Consider the following 19,082-nt stretch of genomic DNA (forward strand, 5'->3'; position numbering starts at 1 on the left):
CCCATGAAAGCACTTCATTCGATAGGCTTAGCACAGATGCAGGGTGCAGAGCCTGTGAATTATCGCGCTTATATCACCCCAATGGCGGCCCCGGCGGCATGGGGAAGCGTGACCGCGGCCCCTTGCCCCAGCCGGGCGACACGGCCTTGGGCGCGTTCTTTTCCGGATCGTCCAGATAGTGCGCGATGTCACGTGCCGACTGGCGGTAGTGCGCGGCGGTCAGCGGATCGCTGTCCTTCCGTCCCTTCAGTGCATCGGCCAGAAGAGCAAGCCGATCAAGGATATAGGCGCGTGCTTCAGGCGCCGTTTCGGTACTGGCCCCCAGCACCATCATCGAATCGAGTGCGACTTTCTGCGTCACGCGACGCAACGCGCGAGACGAAGCACTGCCGTCTCCCGATGCATTCCACGTATGCGCCATCACGGCATCGACCATTTCCGGCAAGGTCACGGCATCGGCCTGACGAACGCCAAGCGATACCAGCCGCGCGCCGCGATCCGGCGCGAACAGCGGCTCGATAACCAGCGCCGCCAAAATTCGCGCCGCACGCAATTGGTCGAACATATCGTCGTTGGACAGGTCTTCCAGATTGTCGCCCGGATCGGGCGTCAGTTGTGCCAGCAGCGTTTCCGGCAGGGCCAGATTGTCCGGCTCGATGGCTTCCATCAACAGCCGCAGGACATCGCGCTGCTCCTTGCCGGGAATGAACTGCGTTGGGGGAAGCGTTTCGCCCTTCACCACGATGTTCTGGAATTGCCCGCCAATATATTTGACCGCCGATTCTATGGCGTAACGCTGATGCAGATAGGCCATCCACAACCGGATATTGCGCAACGATCCGATGGCTTCGCCCGGCTGCAACATTTGCGGCCCGTAATTGGCGAGCATGATTTTTCGCGCGGCCATGCTCTCTGTCAGGTTTTCGACCGGGGTCGCGCGGTCGTCATACCATGTCCAGCGGGGGTCGCTGTCCGGCACATAAATTATACCATCCGCACGCATATTGGCGATGATCGCATCGAGCCCCTGCTTCTCCTGCGCGGCTGGCAATGGCGTGTAGGAATAGCGTGTCATGTAGACATCATACGCACCGATGGCCTTCTGGAAGGATTCCGACAGGTCCAGTTTGCCGTTGGTCACTTTCACGCGCGGCGTGGGATATTCCATCACCGACGCGCGATCGTTCAGGCTGGACGCGAAATTATGTCCAAAGCCCAGAGTGTGACCCAGTTCATGCGCCGTCAGCAATGCCTGCCGCAACAGCGCCATGTCACGCTGGCCCTTCGGCATATTGGCCATGCCATCGGGCGTCAGCAAATTGGGGTCCGCAACCGTTATCCCGCTGCCGTCCTCTGGCAGCCCGCCGCTATAGGCATCCCAGTAATTGCCGATGCTGCGGATACGGTGCGTGTCCATATGCGTCTTCGACCCCAGCACTTCGCCGGTGCGCGGATCGCTGTAGTTGCCGCTGCTGGAAAAGCCGCGCTCGTCGCGATTGATCCACAGGACATAGGCGTAGCGGATGTCCATCGGGTCCATGTCCGGCGGCGCGTCTTTCGCCTGTATAGCGTTAATGAAACCAGCGGCTTCGAACGCCTTGTTCCACCACAACAGTCCTTCCTTCATCGCCTGCCGGGTGTCGGCGGGGATCGCGGGGTCGAAATAATAAACGATGGGTTTGATCGGCTCACTCATCGCGGCGGACGGGTCTTTTTTCTCCAGCCGCCAGCGCGATATCCAGCGTTCTTCCGGTCCTTCGCTGATCGGTTTGGAGTAGTCGTGGAAGCTGGGGCCGAATATCCCGATCCGCGGATCGGACTCGCGCGGGACGTAACCGGTCGGTGCTTTCAGGAAACTGTGATGGATACGGATCGTGAAACTGCGCGGGTCGGGCGTGACATTGCGCACCAGATTGCCGGGCGCATCGGCGGCAAAGGTTGCCACCGTCTCGATCTCGGTGTTTTCCGGGAACGCTTTCATGCGCGCGGGATAAAAGCTGCTGCGGGCCGCATCGAATTTGAAGCTGCCCTGATTGGCGCGCTTCATCGCCGCTTCGATGTTCGCCGCATCCCGCATGAACAAGGATGTCGCGTCGACAACTACTCGACCCCCGGTGCTGGACTCCACCGGCAATGCCGCAAGCACCGAAGTGGGGAAGGAATCCGCAACGCCCTGTTTATGGGCGTCGTCACCATTGAGCGACCGGTATTTGAGGTTCTGTTCGACGACCAGAACCTTGCCGCCCGCCCGCTGAAAATGGATGACGGCGCTGTCCAGCACTCCCCGATCGAGCGGGAGCTCGACCGAACCGCCGCCCGTCGCCGCAGACACATAATACAGCACATCGGTGTCGAAGGCGGAGATTTCCATCAACACTTTCCCGCGCGCCGCCTCGAAGGTGAAGGGAATGAACCCGTCCATCCGAGCCGCAGGGGCCGTTGCCGCTGCACCGGGCGCAGCCGAAAGGGGGGAGGGGGCGGCACTGGAAAACGCCAGCGCAATCAACGCTACGCCACATAATCTGCGTATCCGCGCTCTGTTGCTTCGCTCTGCCGCCATGACCGCTGCCATTTGCCCATCTCCAATTGTTCAGTCGCTCTGGGGAACGGTTGAGTCTATCGCAATCCGCTATCCCTATTTGTCATTCACGGCGATGGGACAATACGGAACGAACGGGCCATCCGGTCGTTACGCAGAAGGTTCGATTTTGGGGGTGTGATGACGCGGGCGAACGACGGACGGGCAGGCGCCTTCGCGACCACGCAATTGCTGACCCCCGGCGACAATTGCTGGCGGATCGAGCCAGCCGACCATTTTTCACTGATCGTCGATGCCGACGACTATTTTGCCGCCGCGCGTCAGGCGATGCTCGGCGCAAAAAAACGCATCATGCTGATCGGCTGGGATTTCGACGCACGGATCAACCTGTGCCATCCCGGCGAGACGGATGAAGGGCCGACACAATTGTCGGACTTCATCATCTGGCTTGTGGACCGCAACCCGGACCTGCAAATCTATCTTCTCCGCTGGGACGTGGGCATGGTGAAGGCCGTTTTTAGAGGCAACACGCTGGCGACACTTCTTCGTTGGAAAGCGCACAAACGGATCACGGCGCGGATCGACAGCGTGCACCCTTTCGCCGCGTCGCATCATCAGAAAGTCGTGTCGATCGACGACAGCCTGGCCTTTTGCGGCGGCATCGACATGACCAGCGAACGCTGGGACACGCGCGATCACGCCGACGATAATCCTGACCGCACTTTGCCGGGCAGCAAGACGCCGTACAAACCCTGGCACGACGCCACCAGCCTGTTCGATGGCAAGGCCGCCGCCGCAATCGGCGAACTGACACGGGAGCGCTGGAAGGCAGCCTGCGGGCAGACGCTGAAGCCGCTCGACACCATCACGTCGCAATGGCCTGCATCGGTTAAGCCGACACTCGAAAAGGTAAATCTGGCCATCGCCCGGAGCTATCCGGAGATGAAAAAGCGCCCCGCTGTCCTAGAGATCGAGCGGCTGTACGAGACGCTGATTGCGGAAGCCAAGACGCTCATCTACGCCGAAAGCCAGTATTTCGCCTCGCGCCGCATCGCCATTGCCATTGGCAAGCGGCTGCAGGAGCCCGACGGTCCGGAAATCGTTGTCGTCAATCCCCTGACCGCTGACGGTTGGCTGGAACCCATTGCGATGGATACCGCACGCGCCCGGTTGGTGAGTGCGCTCAAACATCTCGATACGCACAATCGCCTGCGCATTTACCATCCCCAGACGGCGCAGGGGAATCCGATCTACGTCCATGCCAAGGTGACTGTGATCGATGACCGCGTGCTGCGTGTCGGTTCCTCGAACTTCAACAATCGCTCGCTGCGGCTGGACACCGAATGCGACGTTGCGCTCGATGTGGCGGACAATGCGGAACAGGCGCAGACCATCGTCGATATCCGCGACGACCTTATCGCCGAGCATTTGGGCGTCTCGCCGGAAACCGTCGCGAGGGAATATGCGGCATCCGGTTCTATGATCGCTACGATCGAAAAGCTGCGGGGGCAGGGGCGCAGCCTCATCCCCTATGAAGTGCCCGATCTCAACGACGTCGAAAAATGGCTCGCCGACAATGAAGTGCTCGACCCCGAAGGCCCGGAATCCATCTTCGAAGGTTTCGCCGGGGACAGTCGCACCAAGCGTGGCCTTTTCCGCGGGTGGTATATGGTCCGCAAACTGCGCTTCCGCCGCCACCGGGATTAGCCGACCCAAGTAATTCGCTGCCACCCCTCACGCTGCGCCGCAACATGTGCTATCGGCCCAGCCATGCTGAACGTAAACAATGTCACGGTGCGCCTGGGTGGGCGCGTCATTCTTGATCGAGCAACTGCGATGTTGCCCCCGCGCAGTCGCGTCGGCCTCATCGGTCGCAACGGCGCGGGCAAGTCCACGCTGATGAAAGCGATGATTGGGCAGATCGACCCGGACGAAGGCGAAATCGACAGCCCGCGCGGCACCCGCGTCGGCTATCTGCGGCAGGACGCCCCCAGCGGAACGCAGACTCCGTTCGAAACCGTCCTTGCCGCCGATCTGGAGCGTGACGCGCTGCTCATCGAAAGCGAAACCTGCGAAGACCCGGATCGCCTGGGTGAACTCTATGAGCGGCTGAACGCCATCGACGCCTACACCGCGCCCGCACGCGCCGCCCGTATCCTTGTCGGTCTGGGTTTCGACGAGGAAATGCAGGGCCGCCCGCTCGACAGCTTTTCGGGCGGCTGGAAGATGCGCGTCGCGCTCGCCGCGCTGCTGTTCTCGCAACCGGACCTCCTGCTGCTCGACGAACCGTCGAACCATCTCGATCTCGAAGCGACGTTGTGGCTGGAAAACTTCCTGAAATCCTATCAGGCGACGATTATCGTCATCAGCCATGAACGCGATCTGCTCAACAATGTCGTGGATCATATTTTGCATCTCGAAGGGGGGAAGATCACCCTTTACCCCGGCGGCTATGACGCATTCGAGCGGCAACGCGCCGAACGCCTCGCGCAACTGCAGGCGGCCAAGGAAAAGCAGGACGCCCAGCGTGCCAAGCTGCAGGACTATGTCGCCCGCAACAGCGCTCGCGCCAGCACCGCAAAACAGGCGCAATCGCGGCAAAAGGCGCTCGCCCGGATGCAGCCCATTGCCGCCGCGATGGAAGATCCCAGCCTCTCCTTCGTTTTCCCCAGCCCCCCCGAACTGCGCCCGCCGCTGGTCACGCTCGACATGGCCTCGGTCGGCTATGACGACACGCCGATCCTGCGCCGCGTCAACCTGCGCATCGATCCGGACGACCGCATCGCGCTGCTCGGTCGAAACGGCAATGGCAAGACCACGCTCGCCCGCCTGATCGCCGCGCAACTTCCCGCGATGGAAGGGGAAATGACCAGCTCCAACAAGATGAAAGTCGGATACTTCACCCAATATCAGGTGGAGGAACTCGACACGACCGACACCCCGCTGGAACATATGGCGCGCCAGATGAAGGGCGCGACCCCCGGCGCAGTGCGCGCGCAGCTTGGCCGCTTCGGCTTTACGGGCGACCGCGCGATTCAGAAAGTCGGCAGCCTGTCCGGTGGCGAGCGCGCCCGCCTCGCCCTCGCGCTTATCACGCGGGAAGCGCCCAACATGCTCATCCTCGACGAACCGACGAACCATCTGGACGTCGATAGCCGTGAGGCACTGGTGCAGGCGCTCAACGATTATCAGGGCGCTGTGGTGGTCGTCAGCCATGACCGCCACATGATCGAACTGGTCGCCGACCGCCTCGTGCTGGTGGATAGCGGCACGGCCAAGGAATATGGCGGCACGCTGGAAGACTATACCGACTTCATTCTCGGCAAGAGCGGCGGCGTGTCCGACAGCGGCGAGAAAATGTCGAAGGGCGACCGCAAGGCCCAGAAACAGGCACAGGCCGCCGCCCGCGAACAGGGCAAGGCGCTCCGCGAAGCCGTCACCAAAGCGGAAAAGGCACTAGCCGCGCTCACCGCTCACCGCGCCCGCATAGAACGCGCCATGTTCGATCCCTCCACCGCCGCGCCCGAAGAAGCCAAGCTGACGATGGGCGACCTGATGCGCAAGCGTGGCGAGATCGAAAAGCAGATGGAAACAGCGGAAGCCCAGTGGATGGCGGCGAGCGAAGCGTTGGAGGCGGTGGCGGTTTAGGGTCGGTCGCCAGTCTCAGGCCCCAACGCACAATATCGTCACCGTGTGCTTTCGGGAAATACATTGGGCAGGCTGATCTCGAAATAGACGCCCGCCTTGCCCTTGTGCGCCCAGCGAATATTCCCGCTCCAGCGCTGGCCTTCTAGAAGTTCGACAAAAACCTCTTTGCCGATGTCATCGGGATGGAGTGTCGCTCCTTCGATCATCAGGCCGTGCCTGGAGATGTTGCGTATTTGAATTTCTGTTTCGCGGGTGGAAAGAAGAAGCTTGGCCGACCGGAACACTTTCACGCGAGGATCGCGGCTGATGCTGTAACCGATCGGTTGCACCAGCGATGGGTCGCCCATGCTGGTCATCACGGACTCCAGCGGCATGGGCCGACCATAGACGAAGCCTTGAATATGGCTGCAACCCAGCTTGCGGATGAGCGTGATTTCGTCTTGTGCCTCCACGCCCTCCGCCGTCGTTTCCATCCCCAGAGCATCGGCCAGTGAAACGATTGCCGCGATGATCAGCGCGTTCTTGCTATCGGAGGACATTGCGCCGCGCACGAAGCTCTTGTCGATCTTGATCTTGTCGAACGGCGCATTTTGCAGATAGCCCAAGGATGAATAGCCCGTGCCGAAATCGTCGAGGGCAAGGCGCACGCCGATGTTCTTCAGGGCTTTGAACATCTGGCTCGAATGCGCATCGGTATTGAGAAAAACGCCTTCCGTTATCTCCAGCTCCAGCCGATCCGGCAGGATGCGCGACGTGGCCAGCGCGCTCGCTACGATCTTGGGAAATTGTGGGTTGGAAAATTGAATGGGCGAAACATTCACGGCGACGCGGACGGTGTCCGGCCAATGCGCTGCATCGTTGGCCGCAGTGCGCAAAACCCACTCGCCTAACGCTTCGATCAGACCGCATTCTTCCGCCACGGGAATAAACTGATCCGGGCCGATCAATCCAAACTTGCTGTGTTTCCATCGCAATAGCGCTTCGTAACCGACAATTTTCGTGGATTGGGTGGACACGATCGGCTGGTAGGCGAGGTGCATCTCGCCCTTTGCGAGTGCATCTCGGAGGTCGTCCTCCATCTGTCGACGGCTTTGCGCGGCGATCAGGAGATTGTCGGTGAAGACGCGATGTACGCCCCGGCCGGCATCCTTCGCCGCATATAGGGCAAGATCGGCGTTGCGGACCAACTCGTCGGGCGTACCGCCATGCTCCGGCGCGATCGCGATTCCTATCGAGCACCCGATCTGGATCGCCATGCCGTCGATATCATAGGGTTGCGACAGTGAAGCGATGATGGACCGCGCCAGCCCCGATGCCTCGGCACGCGAGGAATCCTGCGGAACGATGATCTGAAACTCGTCACCCCCAAGCCTGCCGAGCAAAGCGGTGTCCGAAGTCAGTCGCTGCAGGCGACCGGCCACCTGTTGCAGCAGCGCATCGCCTGTCTGATGCCCCAGCGTATCATTGACGTATTTGAACTTGTCGAGGTCCATCAACATCAACGCGGTCGGATTGAATCCGCTCGAACGGCTGAGCAAAGACTGTTCGAGCCAGGAATTGAGCATGGCGCGATTGGCCAGTCCGGTCAGGCCGTCCGAGTAGGCGAGGCGCCGAATTTCCGTTTGCGAGTTGCGCTTGTCCATCAGGTCGGCGGCCGACCCCATAAAGCCCCGATAGACTCCGGCTGCATCGAAATAAGGGCGTCCCGAGATCGCCCATAGAAAATTCGTCGTATCGGATACGATACGAATGGGGAAACCGGTAAACGCCGTCTTGGTCGTCAGATTGTAACTCAGGCTACGCTGCACATCCTGCGCACTGGCGTCGGGATGAAATATGGCGACGAACTTTGCACCGATGGGGTCGAGACCGTGCGCGACCAATATGGCACAAATCTGTGGGGACAAATAGGTGATCTGCCCGGCTGCGTCCGTTTCCCAGAACCAGCCTGCCGATTGTTCCTCATATACGGACACGAGCCGGTCCGCGCGCGAAACAGGCAAAGTCTGCTCAGCACGATTTGCTTTGGAAAAGCTTGAAAAAGCAGGGGCGATCCGACGAAGCATAGTCCGCTTTAGTGCAATCGCGGTTAGCAAATAGTTGCATTTTGCGGGAGCATTGTACGCCCGTTAAAATAAATAAAATGGTGGTTTGGTTTGCAAATTCTGTTCGTCGCGCTACCCGCCCACCGCGCCCGCACAGAACGGGCTATGTTCGACGTCCGGGAGGATGTGAGGCTGCCAATACGCGCCCTGATGGGAGGAAGCGCAGGGGCGACGGCGAGGGAGGGGGTGTAGGCTGTGGAAGGCAATACGCGCTAAAGCAAAAACTCACCCCCGCTCAGCATGTCGATGCCGCGCAATAGAATGGCGAAATCGGCGTTTCCATCCCCGTCGACATCGCCTTCCACCCTGGCATTGCCTCCAACCGCTTCATATCGCAGTTCGCCTTCCTGTCCGGTGAACGCTCCTGTGCCTAACCATAGGAATGCGTCATCGGTCGCACTCGTTGCAGCCGCATCGATCCGGCCGATATCGATTACGTCGCCTTGAGTCTGACTGAAATCCAGAATGAGGTCGGCTTCACTCGCGCTGCTGTCCGTCACCGCACCAAACTCAAAAACGTCGGAGCCTTCGCCGCCGATGAGATGGTCGAACTCAACGCCGCCGTTCAAGCGGTCATTACCCGCGCCTCCACTAAGATAATCCCGGCCGCCGTCGCCGATCAGCGTGTCGTTGCCGTCATTGCCATAGAGCGTATCAGTGCCCGCACCGCCATCGATGGTGTCGTCGCCTGCATTGCCGCCGATCAAGTCGTACCCGGCCATGCCGTAAAGCGTGTCGGACCCATCGCTGCCCCAGATGCGGTTGCTCTGCCAGTTACCGGTGATGGTCAGGTCGGGCAATGTCGCCGATACCGTCTCAATTCCAACATCGATCCTATAGTCTACCTTGGTAGCAACGAAGTCATCGCCGCTCTCATCGACTATTTTCGTGGTCGTGCTTTCGACCAGATAGTGATCGTCGCCTGCCCCACCGTTCAACAGGTTGATCCCCCCCCCGGCGGAAAGGCTGTCGTTGCCATCTCCGCCGTAGATTTTGTTGTCCATCGTGCCGCCCTTGTCGATCAGTATGATGTCGTCAAATTGGGTTCCGATGATGTGGAGCGCTTCGACATTGCGGACGTCGCCAATATAGCTCCCCGTTCCGCGCTGAAAATTCACACCTGACGCCCGATTCTCTGCGTGCAAAATGACCGTATCGTAACCGCTGCCGCCATCGATCCTGTGATCTCCGGGGGTTTCTATGATGTCGTTGCCGTCGCCGCCGAAGATGTTCTTTCCGTATCCGGAGCCTCCCACAAGGCCGACGATATGATCGTTGCCGCCATCGCCATATAGCGATCCTCTGCCGGTAAGGGTGTCGTTACCGTCGCCGCCCCATACACGTGCGCCGGTTAAGCCCACATCGATGATATCGTCGCCATCCTCGCCATGGACGGTGCCGGTCAACTGCCCCGCACCGCTGACGACATTGTCATTTCCGCCGCCCAAACGAATGTCGCCGAAGATCGTCCCGGTATTGACGATAGTGTCGTTGGAATTTCCGATGATATCGATCGCCGATCCCGCGTAGATCAGCGACGTGTCGATCGTTATGGTGCCGCTATTATGCAGCGTTAGGGCGCCATGGCCCGCGCCGCCATGCCCGTCACTGACCAATATGGTTTTGTTGTACCCCGTTATCGAACCAGCATTTTCTATCGTCCCGCCGCCGATGGACAGGACGGTCGCCGACGAGGGTGCTTTGCGCAGGACACCGTCATTGGTGAGGGCGATGAGCCCGGAAACATGTATGCTCTCACCTTCGCCGTAGCTACGGATCACGCCCGTCGCGTGATTGACGATGGTGGTGATCGCGGTGGGTGCCGTATCCAGGTCTATGCCCGCGCCCAGACGCCCAAGGATCTGGCCGGAATTTTCGATAGTGGCGGCATTGTTGCCGGAGATGCCGCTGCTGACACCGCGAATTTCGCCGCCTGCGTCGTTCCGAATACTGACCCCAATTGCGCTGCCGATGTCGATACCGTCATTGCCCAGACTGCCGCCCGCACGAATGAGACCGCCCAGGTTCGTGATTTCGGTATAGTCTCCGGGGTGGATCGCGTCGGCGTCTACCGCGATGATCGACCCGGCGTTGCCGTTTATAATGCGGAGTTGCTGCGGAAATGACGCGCCTAAATCGACGGTATCAATTGCACTCCCGGCATTGGCGCCTTTCCCGTTACTCAGGATCGTGCCGAGATTATTGATATACATATAGCCATCGAATTGCGGGATCGACGGGGCGCTGGATAGGCGAATAGCGATGCCGGAGTCGCTCTGTATCGTGCCGCTGGCATAGTTGAGAAGGTAGAAAGGGCTGAGGCCAGAACCCGACGGCGTCCCTGAAACGACAGCGTCGATCACCGATCCTCCATAGGATTTTAGCAACCCTCGATTGTCGACTGCGATCGACCCGCCGTTCAATGGCGACCCTATACGCAGGACATCGTCTTGCGCGCGGATGGAAGAACCCGCCTGCGTATCGATCAGGAGGTTTTGGCTCGTGTCGGCCGTCCCAGCCGTGTCGATCGCCACGCCGCTGCTGGCGCGAACAGCCCCTTCGACATATAATCGGACCAGACCGGACGTGCCGCTCAAATCCCATTCAACGGCAGTTTCCGGCGTATGGAGAAAGCCATTGGCATCGATGGTCAGGGTGTCGCCGGAGCGTACAGTCTGGCGCGTCGTGACGCTGCCGGAGATGGTGACATCGCTCATCAATTTCTCCATTTCGGATCAATTCATGCCATTAACCACATCCGGCATCTCCGTGCGAAAGATTTGTGGGAAACTATGTGGAATATCTGACCTTTAGGTAGCGGTGACCAGGGGTATTTGTCACAGCCCAGTCGATCTCCATGTCACGCGTATCGCTCGATATGAAAAAAGACCCGGTTGCCTCGCACAACCGGGTCTCCATTGGCAGGGGGCTGGAAAGGAAACAGCCCCCTGTAGCATTCGTCAGCGGGCGGCTTAGCCGCTGTAGTACATGTCGAATTCGACCGGCGACGGGGACATTTCCCAACGCGCGACTTCTTCCCACTTCAGTTCGGCATAGGCGTCGATCTGATCCTTGGTGAACACGCCGCCTTTCAGCAGGAAGTCGTGATCGGCTTCCAGGCTGTCGAGGGCTTCGCGCAGTGATCCGCACACGGTGGGGACGAGCGAAAGTTCTTCGGGCGGCAGGTCGTACAGGTTCTTGTCCATCGGGTCGCCCGGGTGGATCTTGTTCTGGATGCCGTCGATGCCGGCCATCAGCAACGCTGCGGTCGACAGGTAGGAGTTCGCCAGCGGATCGGGGAAGCGGAATTCGACGCGCTTCGCCTTGGTGCCTGCGCCATAAGGGATGCGGCACGATGCCGAACGGTTGCGCGCGGAATAAGCGAGCAACACAGGCGCTTCGTAACCCGGCACCAGACGCTTGTAGCTGTTGGTGGTCGGGTTGGTGAAGGCGTTCAGTGCCTTGGCATGCTTGATGACGCCACCGATGAAGAACAGGCAGGTTTCGGACAGACCGGCATAGCCGTCGCCCGCGAAGGTGTTCTTGCCCTTGTTCCAGATCGAGATATGCGTGTGCATACCCGAACCGTTGTCCGCCTTGATCGGCTTCGGCATGAAGGTCGCGGTCTTGCCATAGGCATGAGCCACCATCTTCACGACATACTTATAGATCTGGATACGGTCGCAGGTTTCGACGAGCTTGCCGAAGGTCAGGCCCAGCTCATGCTGGCTGCCCGCGACTTCATGGTGATGCTTGTCCATGGGCAGGCCCATTTCGAGCAGCGTCGTCACCATTTCGGCGCGGATGTCGGTGGTGGTGTCGACCGGGCCGACAGGGAAGTAGCCGCCCTTGGCACGCGGGCGGTGACCCATGTTGCCGCTTTCGTAGGTCGTGCCGGTGTTGGTCGGTAATTCGACATCGTCCAGCTTGTAGTAGGACGAGTTGTAGGTGTTATCGAACTTCACATCGTCGAACATGAAGAATTCGGGTTCCGGGCCGATGTAGACGGTGTCGCCCAGGCCGGTGGATTGCAGGAAGGCTTCGGCACGCTTGGCGGTCGAGCGCGGGTCGCGGGCATAGAGCGAACCGTCAGACGGCTCGACGATGTCGCACACCAGGATCATCATCGGCGTCGCGCTGAACGGATCGATATACACGGCGTCCAGATCGGGCTTCAGGATCATGTCGGATTCGTTGATCGCCTTCCAGCCTTCGATCGACGAACCGTCGAACATCAGGCCGTCGGTCAGTTCATCTTCGCCGATCACGCCTGCGCACATGGTCAGGTGGTGCCAGATGCCCTTGGGATCGGTGAAGCGGACATCGACCCATTCGATTTCCTTTTCTTCGATCATTTTCAGGATGTCTTTTGGCTTATTCGCCATCGTTGCTTACCCTTCCATATGGTGCCCCCGCGGGCGTTAGTCATAAAAGTAAAAATGTTTTCGCGTCGGGCCGCGGCCCGATTGAGATGATGCCTTGGGTCAGATTGCGTCGTCGTCCCGCTCTCCCGTGCGGATGCGCAACGCGGATTCTACGGCATAGACAAAGATCTTGCCGTCACCGATGCGGCCGGTCTGCGCGGCTGCAGCAATCGCTTCCACCACGCGCTGCGCCAGGCCGTCCTCGACGACCACTTCCAGCTTCACCTTGGGCAGGAAGTCGACGACATATTCCGCGCCGCGATACAGCTCGGTATGGCCCTTCTGCCGCCCAAAACCCTTGGCTTCGGTCACGGTAATGCCGGACACGCCGACTTCGTGCAGTGCCTCTTTCACCTCGTCCAGCTTGAACGGTTTGATGATGGCTTCGATTTTCTTCATCAGCTTTTGTCCCAGCCCCTTTTTGGCAACATGCATGCAGCGATGCGTAAATGCCCCGCCACCGTGTTCACGAACCCGTTATGCACGCCCCCTGCGCGCATGTCGCATCCGTAAACAAACAATTACCGTGCCAATTACCGAATCGCCAGAATAGCTTCTGCGATGCAGCATGATTTGTCCATTGCGCCCGGTTTTCGGGCAAATTGCGGGGAGGGTGCCTAATTATTGGGCAGGGGTTTGTGGGGGTGGGGATAGGTCGGCTGGAAGCTGATGCGCGGGGCTCTAACTTCTCTAAAGGTCGCCCATATGCGACAGGCAGGGGCGACCGCTTGTTGGAATTTGGGCGGGTGGTTTTTCTTACATGCGGTAGTGTTTGGGATGGCGGTCTTGGGTAATTTGCGGATGGTCAGCTTCCAGCGCAGATTTACAATAGAGCCGACGTAAATATTCGCATCACCGCAGCGAACGCTGGGTGACTACATTAGGGAGGTCGGGGGTAAAACATGTCCGTATCGCTGGCCTGCCGATCCGTTGCTCTATTTCAAACGTCGCCATCTTATGACATCAGGGGCCAGCTCTTTTCCACCTCCGCCAGCCAGTTGTCGGCTTCGTCGAATGTGTCGAATGTACGCCATGCGTCATCATTATCGAGAGCACGCGCCACCTGTCGCCGGATCAGCGCTGAAGGGATTATCATAGCATTACGAGAAATTGGATATTGCTGAAAGATTCGAGTAAATGCGGCGTTGCCATCGACAATCTTCGGTGACTGCGGAGACCATTCGCGCAGGTCGTCCAGCAGCGTGAAAGGTCGGCCCGCCGCGCCCGCGCCCGATAATGCTTGTTGAAAGTCGCTCAGGGCAGCGTCCGCATCCGCCGGAGACCAGAAGCCAGTATATTTGATGTGCAGTCGTCTCCGTAACGGATCGAATGTGCTTTGCAACATGCTCCTATTCACCTTTTCGTGACTCTTGCTTGCGTAGGCTTGCTACCTGTATAGGCTGGACAGGTTAAGCCTTCATTCTTCTGCCCTGGACACTTGACTCCATCGGCACGCCGGTGGTTCGGCGGCACGCCCTGGCCTCTCTCAGGCTAATTATCCGTGTTAGAACGTCGCGGAGGTTTATTACTTACCTCTAAAAGTCTGGAATTGGTTCAACAAACTTGAATAGCAGTCCGTCCACATTTGGACAGGAGGATTTGGTGTTGAGTGACACATTATGGTCGCTTCCGGCAATCCTTTTACAGTCATCCCGGGCTTGACCCGGGATCCTGCTTTCGATCTGGTGTTTCGTGAAGCGGGACCCCGGATCAAGTCCGGGGTGACGTCAGTGACTGGAACCCCATCACCCCAAATAAGGCGGCGCGTTCAAGCCCTTGGGGCTTTGCGTGAATATCTCGCAGCCGGTTTCGGTGATACCGATGGAGTGTTCGAACTGCGCGGACAGGGTGCGGTCGCGGGTTACGGCGGTCCAGCCGTCGTTCAGCATCTTTATGTCGCCCTTGCCGATGTTGATCATCGGCTCGATGGTGAAGAACATGCCGGGGCGTAGTTCCGGGCCGGTGCCGGGGCGGCCCAGATGGACGACTTCGGGGCTGTCGTGAAAGACGCGGCCCAGGCCGTGGCCGCAAAAATCGCGGACCACGCCAAAGCGGTGCTTTTCCGCATGGCGCTGAATTGCGTGGCCGATATCGCCCAGCCTGTTACCGGGCTTGGCGTGCTCGATGCCCAGCATCAGACATTCATAGGTGACTTCGACCAGCCGCTTCGCCTTGATCGGCGCATCGCCCGCTATGTACATGCGGCTGGTGTCGCCATGCCACCCGTCGATGATCGGGGTGACGTCGATATTGACGATGTCGCCATCCTTCAGCTTCGTTTCGCCGGGGATGCCGTGGCAGATGACGTTGTTGATCGACGTGCAGCAGCTATGCGTATAGCCGCGATAGCCCAACGTCGCAGGCACCCCGCCGCCGTCCAGCGTCATGCGCCGCACGATGTCGTCGATCTCTCCGGTCGTGACGCCCGGCACCACATGCGGCACCAGCGCGTCGAGTATCTCGGCGGCCAGCCGTCCGGCCTTGCGCATGCCGGCAAAGCCTGCCTCATCGTACAGCTTGATCGCGGTGGAGCGGGACACGGGCGCGTCGGCGGTCATCGTCATATATTCGGTCATCGTCACTTTATAGGGTGAAGCATCATCTTTTGCGAGAGGGTGCTTTGCCGGAACGGCCCATCGCGCTATGGGCGATGACATGAACAGCCCGACACGCATCTGGACAGCCGCTCTCGCCATCATTGGCGATGAAATTCTTTCCGGGCGTACGCAGGACAAAAACATTGCGCAGATCGCCGCTTGGCTGAACGTGCAGGGCATCCGCCTGAAGGAAGTGCGCGTCGTCGCGGACGATGAGGACGCCATTGTGGAGGCAGTCAACATCCTGCGCGCCCGCAACGATTATCTGTTCACGACCGGGGGCATCGGCCCCACGCATGACGACATCACCGTCGATGCGATTGCCGTAGCGCTGGGTGTCGGGGTGGTCGTGCATCCGCGCGCGCGCGCCGTGCTACAGGACTATTATGAGGAACGCGGCGGGCTGACCGACGCGCGGCTGCGCATGGCGCGCGTGCCCGATGGCGCGGAACTCATCGAAAACCGCATGTCGGGCGCGCCGGGTATCCGCCATGGCAATATCTTCATCATGGCGGGGGTGCCGCACATCACCGCCGGTATGCTGGAAAGCCTGACCGGCACGCTGGAAGGCGGACTGCCGCTGCTATCGCGCCAGATCGGTTGCTGGGTCGCCGAAAGCGAAGTGGCGGACCTGCTGCGCGCCACGGAAAAGGCGCATGATGGCTGCCAGATCGGCAGCTATCCGTTTTTCCGCGAAGGCAGGGTAGGGGCCAATTTCGTCGTGCGGTCGACGGATCAGGATGCGCTGGATGCCTGCATCGCGCAGTTGACCGACGCTTTGGATGAACAGGGCCGTCCGGTAACGCAGGGCGGCATCTGATCCGGCCTCACAGCGATGACGGCATATAAGAAACCCGGCGAACATGGGATGTCGCCGGGTTTCTTTTTATCGGACGGGTAAGACTCGCGCTCTTCAGCGTGACGCGATGCGCGTGCGGGTCAGGCCAGCATCGGCCATGGCTTTGGACTGCGCAGCATTGACGCAGCGCTGATAGTCGCTCTGCCCCGAGACACCGACGGCCTTGTCCTGGCTGCACACCGTTTTGACGGCGGCCATGATACGCTGCTTGGCGAGGTATCGGCCTTGGGCGGAAGACAGGCGCAGGTCGGATATGTCGACGGGCTTGGCCTGCGTCACTGCTGCGCCATTGTCGGAATAAGAAACGACAATGTCGGAGCCCGCCATGGCAGGCGCGGCAATCGCCAAACTGGCGGGAATCGCGAGCGCAGCGATGGCGCGCCCGAATATACGGGGGTTAGACATGGGCATCCTCCTGGCGAGGTCGGTCTTTGACCAATCCTCTCTTCATCGCTCCTGAAAAGATAGGAGCGCCTGTATAATGGGCTTTGTGGCGCGTGTTTTCAAGCAAACTTGCGGTGTCGCGCTGGTGGATATGCCGCTCCTGCTCGTTTGATGATGGCGGGGCGTCTCCCCCAGCGATGCGACCGTCGATCCATGCGATTGACCAATCGATAGGATGCTTATTTTCATGGACGATGCGGGGCGACCGGCCAGTTGCCATCCACGCCGAACCGAACGGGCGCGATACTGATGGCGCTGGCCGATCTTTCGCAGTGGCTGGTGCCGGTCGTGGCGATGCTGGGCGCGGGGCTGGTCGCCGGATTTGCCGCGGGCATGTTCGGCATCGGGGGCGGGTTCGTCGTCGTCCCGGTCCTTTTCCTCGTCCTGCCGTTGCTGGGGGGCGATCCTGCGCAGCTTGCGCATGTGGCCATCGGCACGTCGCTTGCCACCATCGTCGTCACGTCGATCCGATCGGTGCAGGCCCATGCGCGGCGCGGTGCCGTCGATTTCGAGTTGCTGCGAAGCTGGGCGCCATGGATGGTGCTGGGTGTGGGCGGCGGGGTGCTGCTGGCCAATCATATCGGCAATCAGGGATTGGCGCTGATCTTCGGCGGCGGCGTGTTCCTGATGGCGCTCAATTTCCTGCTCCCGGCCTTTTCGGGCAAGGTCTACTGGAGTGAACTGCCCGATGGGTATGTGCGCGCCGGTATTGCCAGCGGCCTCGGCGCATTCTCTTCATTATTGGGTATCGGTGGCGGCGTGATCGTCATCATCGTGATGACCCTTTGCGGCAGGCCCATCCATCGCGCCATTGCGACCGCTGCAGGCGTCGGCACGCTGATCGCAGTGCCCGGCATGATCGGCTTTGCAATCATAGGCCTGGGTCAGCCCGGCCTGCCGCTTGGATCGCTGGGATTTGTCAACGTCCCGGCGGCGGTGGCTATCACGTCGACATCGGTAATTACCGCGCCTTATGGCGTCGCGGTGGCGCACAGGCTCAATCCGCGCGCGCTCAGGATCAGCTTCGGCGTCTATTTGCTGTTCGTCAGCTACACCATGGTCATGAAGGGTCTGCATGGCTGACCGCCCGGCATTGACTATATAGTAACATATGATACCACATGGACGGGAGAGGATACCGTCCATGCCTACCGATTTTGCGATGATGTCAGGGTTCGGCAACAGCTTCGAAAGCGAAGCGGTGCCGGGGGCCATGCCGATGGGGCGCAACAGTCCGCAAAAGCCACCCTTCGGATTATATGCAGAGCAGATGTCGGGAACGGCCTTCACTGCGCCACGGTCAGAGAACCGGCGCAGTTGGCTCTACCGTCTGCGCCCGAGCGCGCAGCACCCGGCCTTTCAGCCGTATCGCGGAAATCCCGCGCTTCTTTCCGCGCCTTTGTCGGACAACGGACCGTTCAGTCCAAACCGTCTTCGATGGGATCCGCTGGCTCTGGGCGACTGCCCCGTCGATTGGGTCGACGGACTGTTCACTTATGCGGCCAATGGCGACGCCACGGCGCAGACGGGCATCGGCATTCATGGCTATGTCGCCAACCGATCGATGGTCGACCGGGTATTCTTCTGCGCGGACGGCGAATTGCTGATCGTGCCGCAGATGGGCGGTCTCGATATATTCACCGAGTGCGGGCGCATTCATGCGGAGCCCAATCATATCGTGCTGATCCCGCGCGGCATGCGCTTTCGGGTGGGGCTGCCTGACGGTCAGGCGCGCGGCTATGTGTGCGAGAATTACGGCGCGCCTTTCCGGCTGCCCGATCTGGGACCGATCGGATCGAACGGCCTTGCCAATGCCCGCGATTTCCTGACGCCCGTCGCCGCTTTCGAAGATGTCGAGCGCCCGACGGAGGTGGTCCAGAAATTCGCGGGAGCCTTATGGACGGCGACGCTTGCCCACAGCCCGCTGGACGTCGTGGCCTGGCACGGTAATCTTGCGCCGTGCCTGTACGATCTGGCGCGGTTCAACACGATTGGCACCGTCAGCTTCGATCATCCCGATCCCAGCATCTTCACGGTGCTTACCTCGCCCACGGACCGTACCGGCACGGCCAATTGCGATTTCGTGATATTCCCGCCGCGCTGGATGGTGGCCGAAGACACCTTCCGTCCCCCGTGGTTCCACCGCAACATCATGAGCGAATTCATGGGGCTGATCCACGGCGCTTATGATGCGAAAGCGGGCGGTTTTGCCCCTGGCGGGGCGTCGCTGCACAATTGCATGAACGCGCATGGCCCCGATGTGGCATCGACGCGCGCCGCGACCGATGCGACGCTCGCGCCGCACTATATCGCCGATACCATGGCCTTCATGTTCGAAAGTTGCTTGCCGATCCAGCCGACACGGCAGGCGATGGAAAGCCCCCTGCTCCAGCCTGACTACGACGCATGCTGGGAAGGCTTCGCCAAGGCGCAATTGCCCTGATGGCAACCCGGCAAAGCGGAGGT

Annotated in this window: 13 protein-coding genes; 5 read left to right on the forward strand and 8 right to left on the reverse strand. The window is 60.1% G+C overall.

Annotated elements, in window-relative coordinates; genetic code table 11:
* Window positions 1-73: 73 nt before the first annotated feature.
* Entirely contained in the window at window positions 74-2,572 is a 2,499-nt protein-coding gene (locus LQ220_RS03855) for a zinc-dependent metalloprotease (RefSeq protein ID WP_230186940.1), read from the reverse strand.
* Between the two features lie 147 nt (window positions 2,573-2,719).
* Between LQ220_RS03855 and LQ220_RS03860 the strand changes: the two genes are divergently transcribed.
* Window positions 2,720-4,246 (forward strand): phospholipase D-like domain-containing protein, encoded by a 1,527-nt coding sequence (locus LQ220_RS03860; RefSeq protein ID WP_230186941.1) that lies wholly within the window; start codon window positions 2,720-2,722, stop codon window positions 4,244-4,246.
* 63 nt (window positions 4,247-4,309) lie between these two features.
* The gene (locus LQ220_RS03865) at window positions 4,310-6,187 is read left to right on the forward strand and encodes an ABC-F family ATP-binding cassette domain-containing protein (RefSeq protein ID WP_230186942.1); all 1,878 of its coding nucleotides are present in this window, start codon (window positions 4,310-4,312) and stop codon (window positions 6,185-6,187) included.
* Between the two features lie 38 nt (window positions 6,188-6,225).
* Here LQ220_RS03865 and LQ220_RS03870 read toward each other — a convergent pair whose 3' ends face one another.
* The 6 genes from LQ220_RS03870 to map form a co-directional block, all read right to left on the reverse strand.
* A complete protein-coding gene (locus LQ220_RS03870) occupies window positions 6,226-8,163 on the reverse strand; it encodes an EAL domain-containing protein (protein WP_230186943.1) in 1,938 nt (645 codons plus the stop codon).
* A 341-nt stretch (window positions 8,164-8,504) separates the two neighbouring features.
* Entirely contained in the window at window positions 8,505-11,009 is a 2,505-nt protein-coding gene (locus tag LQ220_RS03875; protein WP_230186944.1) for a calcium-binding protein, read from the reverse strand.
* 255 nt (window positions 11,010-11,264) lie between these two features.
* On the reverse strand, window positions 11,265-12,677 hold the full coding sequence (glnA, locus tag LQ220_RS03880) for a type I glutamate--ammonia ligase (RefSeq protein WP_230186945.1): 1,413 nt from the start codon (window positions 12,675-12,677) through the stop codon (window positions 11,265-11,267).
* A 99-nt stretch (window positions 12,678-12,776) separates the two neighbouring features.
* Complete coding sequence (locus tag LQ220_RS03885; protein WP_230186946.1) at window positions 12,777-13,115, reverse strand: P-II family nitrogen regulator; 339 nt, start codon at window positions 13,113-13,115, stop codon at window positions 12,777-12,779.
* Window positions 13,116-13,671: 556 nt separating this feature from the next.
* Entirely contained in the window at window positions 13,672-14,061 is a 390-nt protein-coding gene (locus LQ220_RS03890) for a hypothetical protein (protein WP_230186947.1), read from the reverse strand.
* A gap of 400 nt (window positions 14,062-14,461) precedes the next feature.
* The gene (gene map / locus LQ220_RS03895; protein ID WP_230186948.1) at window positions 14,462-15,292 is read right to left on the reverse strand and encodes a type I methionyl aminopeptidase; all 831 of its coding nucleotides are present in this window, start codon (window positions 15,290-15,292) and stop codon (window positions 14,462-14,464) included.
* A gap of 79 nt (window positions 15,293-15,371) precedes the next feature.
* Here map and LQ220_RS03900 point away from each other — a divergent pair, with 79 nt between their 5' ends.
* A complete protein-coding gene (locus tag LQ220_RS03900; protein WP_230186949.1) occupies window positions 15,372-16,133 on the forward strand; it encodes a molybdopterin-binding protein in 762 nt (253 codons plus the stop codon).
* A 93-nt stretch (window positions 16,134-16,226) separates the two neighbouring features.
* Here LQ220_RS03900 and LQ220_RS03905 read toward each other — a convergent pair whose 3' ends face one another.
* Window positions 16,227-16,577 (reverse strand): UrcA family protein, encoded by a 351-nt coding sequence (locus LQ220_RS03905; RefSeq protein WP_230186950.1) that lies wholly within the window; start codon window positions 16,575-16,577, stop codon window positions 16,227-16,229.
* A 288-nt stretch (window positions 16,578-16,865) separates the two neighbouring features.
* On the opposite strand from LQ220_RS03905, the gene LQ220_RS03910 reads away from it, so the two are divergent.
* The gene (locus tag LQ220_RS03910) at window positions 16,866-17,699 is read left to right on the forward strand and encodes a sulfite exporter TauE/SafE family protein (RefSeq protein ID WP_230187258.1); all 834 of its coding nucleotides are present in this window, start codon (window positions 16,866-16,868) and stop codon (window positions 17,697-17,699) included.
* Between the two features lie 61 nt (window positions 17,700-17,760).
* Window positions 17,761-19,059, forward strand: coding sequence for a homogentisate 1,2-dioxygenase (hmgA, locus tag LQ220_RS03915; RefSeq protein WP_230186951.1), 1,299 nt, complete (start codon window positions 17,761-17,763; stop codon window positions 19,057-19,059).
* Window positions 19,060-19,082 lie beyond the last annotated feature (23 nt).

Origin of the sequence: Sphingobium sp. CECT 9361 (assembly GCF_918741285.1) — a bacterium.
Classification (GTDB): domain Bacteria; phylum Pseudomonadota; class Alphaproteobacteria; order Sphingomonadales; family Sphingomonadaceae; genus Sphingobium.

What these genes read in the sequence shown, in the direction of transcription:
- LQ220_RS03865 (WP_230186942.1), top strand. Translation starts at nt 4,310, where the DNA reads ATGCTGAACGTAAACAATGTCACGGTGCGCCTGGGTGGGCGCGTCATT.
- glnA (WP_230186945.1), bottom strand. Translation starts at nt 12,677, where the DNA reads ATGGCGAATAAGCCAAAAGACATCCTGAAAATGATCGAAGAAAAGGAA.
- LQ220_RS03910 (WP_230187258.1), top strand. Translation starts at nt 16,866, where the DNA reads ATGGCGCTGGCCGATCTTTCGCAGTGGCTGGTGCCGGTCGTGGCGATG.
- LQ220_RS03860 (WP_230186941.1), top strand. Translation starts at nt 2,720, where the DNA reads ATGACGCGGGCGAACGACGGACGGGCAGGCGCCTTCGCGACCACGCAA.
- LQ220_RS03885 (WP_230186946.1), bottom strand. Translation starts at nt 13,115, where the DNA reads ATGAAGAAAATCGAAGCCATCATCAAACCGTTCAAGCTGGACGAGGTG.
- LQ220_RS03855 (WP_230186940.1), bottom strand. Translation starts at nt 2,572, where the DNA reads ATGGCAGCGGTCATGGCGGCAGAGCGAAGCAACAGAGCGCGGATACGC.
- LQ220_RS03900 (WP_230186949.1), top strand. Translation starts at nt 15,372, where the DNA reads ATGAACAGCCCGACACGCATCTGGACAGCCGCTCTCGCCATCATTGGC.
- map (WP_230186948.1), bottom strand. Translation starts at nt 15,292, where the DNA reads ATGACCGAATATATGACGATGACCGCCGACGCGCCCGTGTCCCGCTCC.
- LQ220_RS03875 (WP_230186944.1), bottom strand. Translation starts at nt 11,009, where the DNA reads ATGAGCGATGTCACCATCTCCGGCAGCGTCACGACGCGCCAGACTGTA.
- LQ220_RS03890 (WP_230186947.1), bottom strand. Translation starts at nt 14,061, where the DNA reads ATGTTGCAAAGCACATTCGATCCGTTACGGAGACGACTGCACATCAAA.
- hmgA (WP_230186951.1), top strand. Translation starts at nt 17,761, where the DNA reads ATGCCTACCGATTTTGCGATGATGTCAGGGTTCGGCAACAGCTTCGAA.
- LQ220_RS03905 (WP_230186950.1), bottom strand. Translation starts at nt 16,577, where the DNA reads ATGTCTAACCCCCGTATATTCGGGCGCGCCATCGCTGCGCTCGCGATT.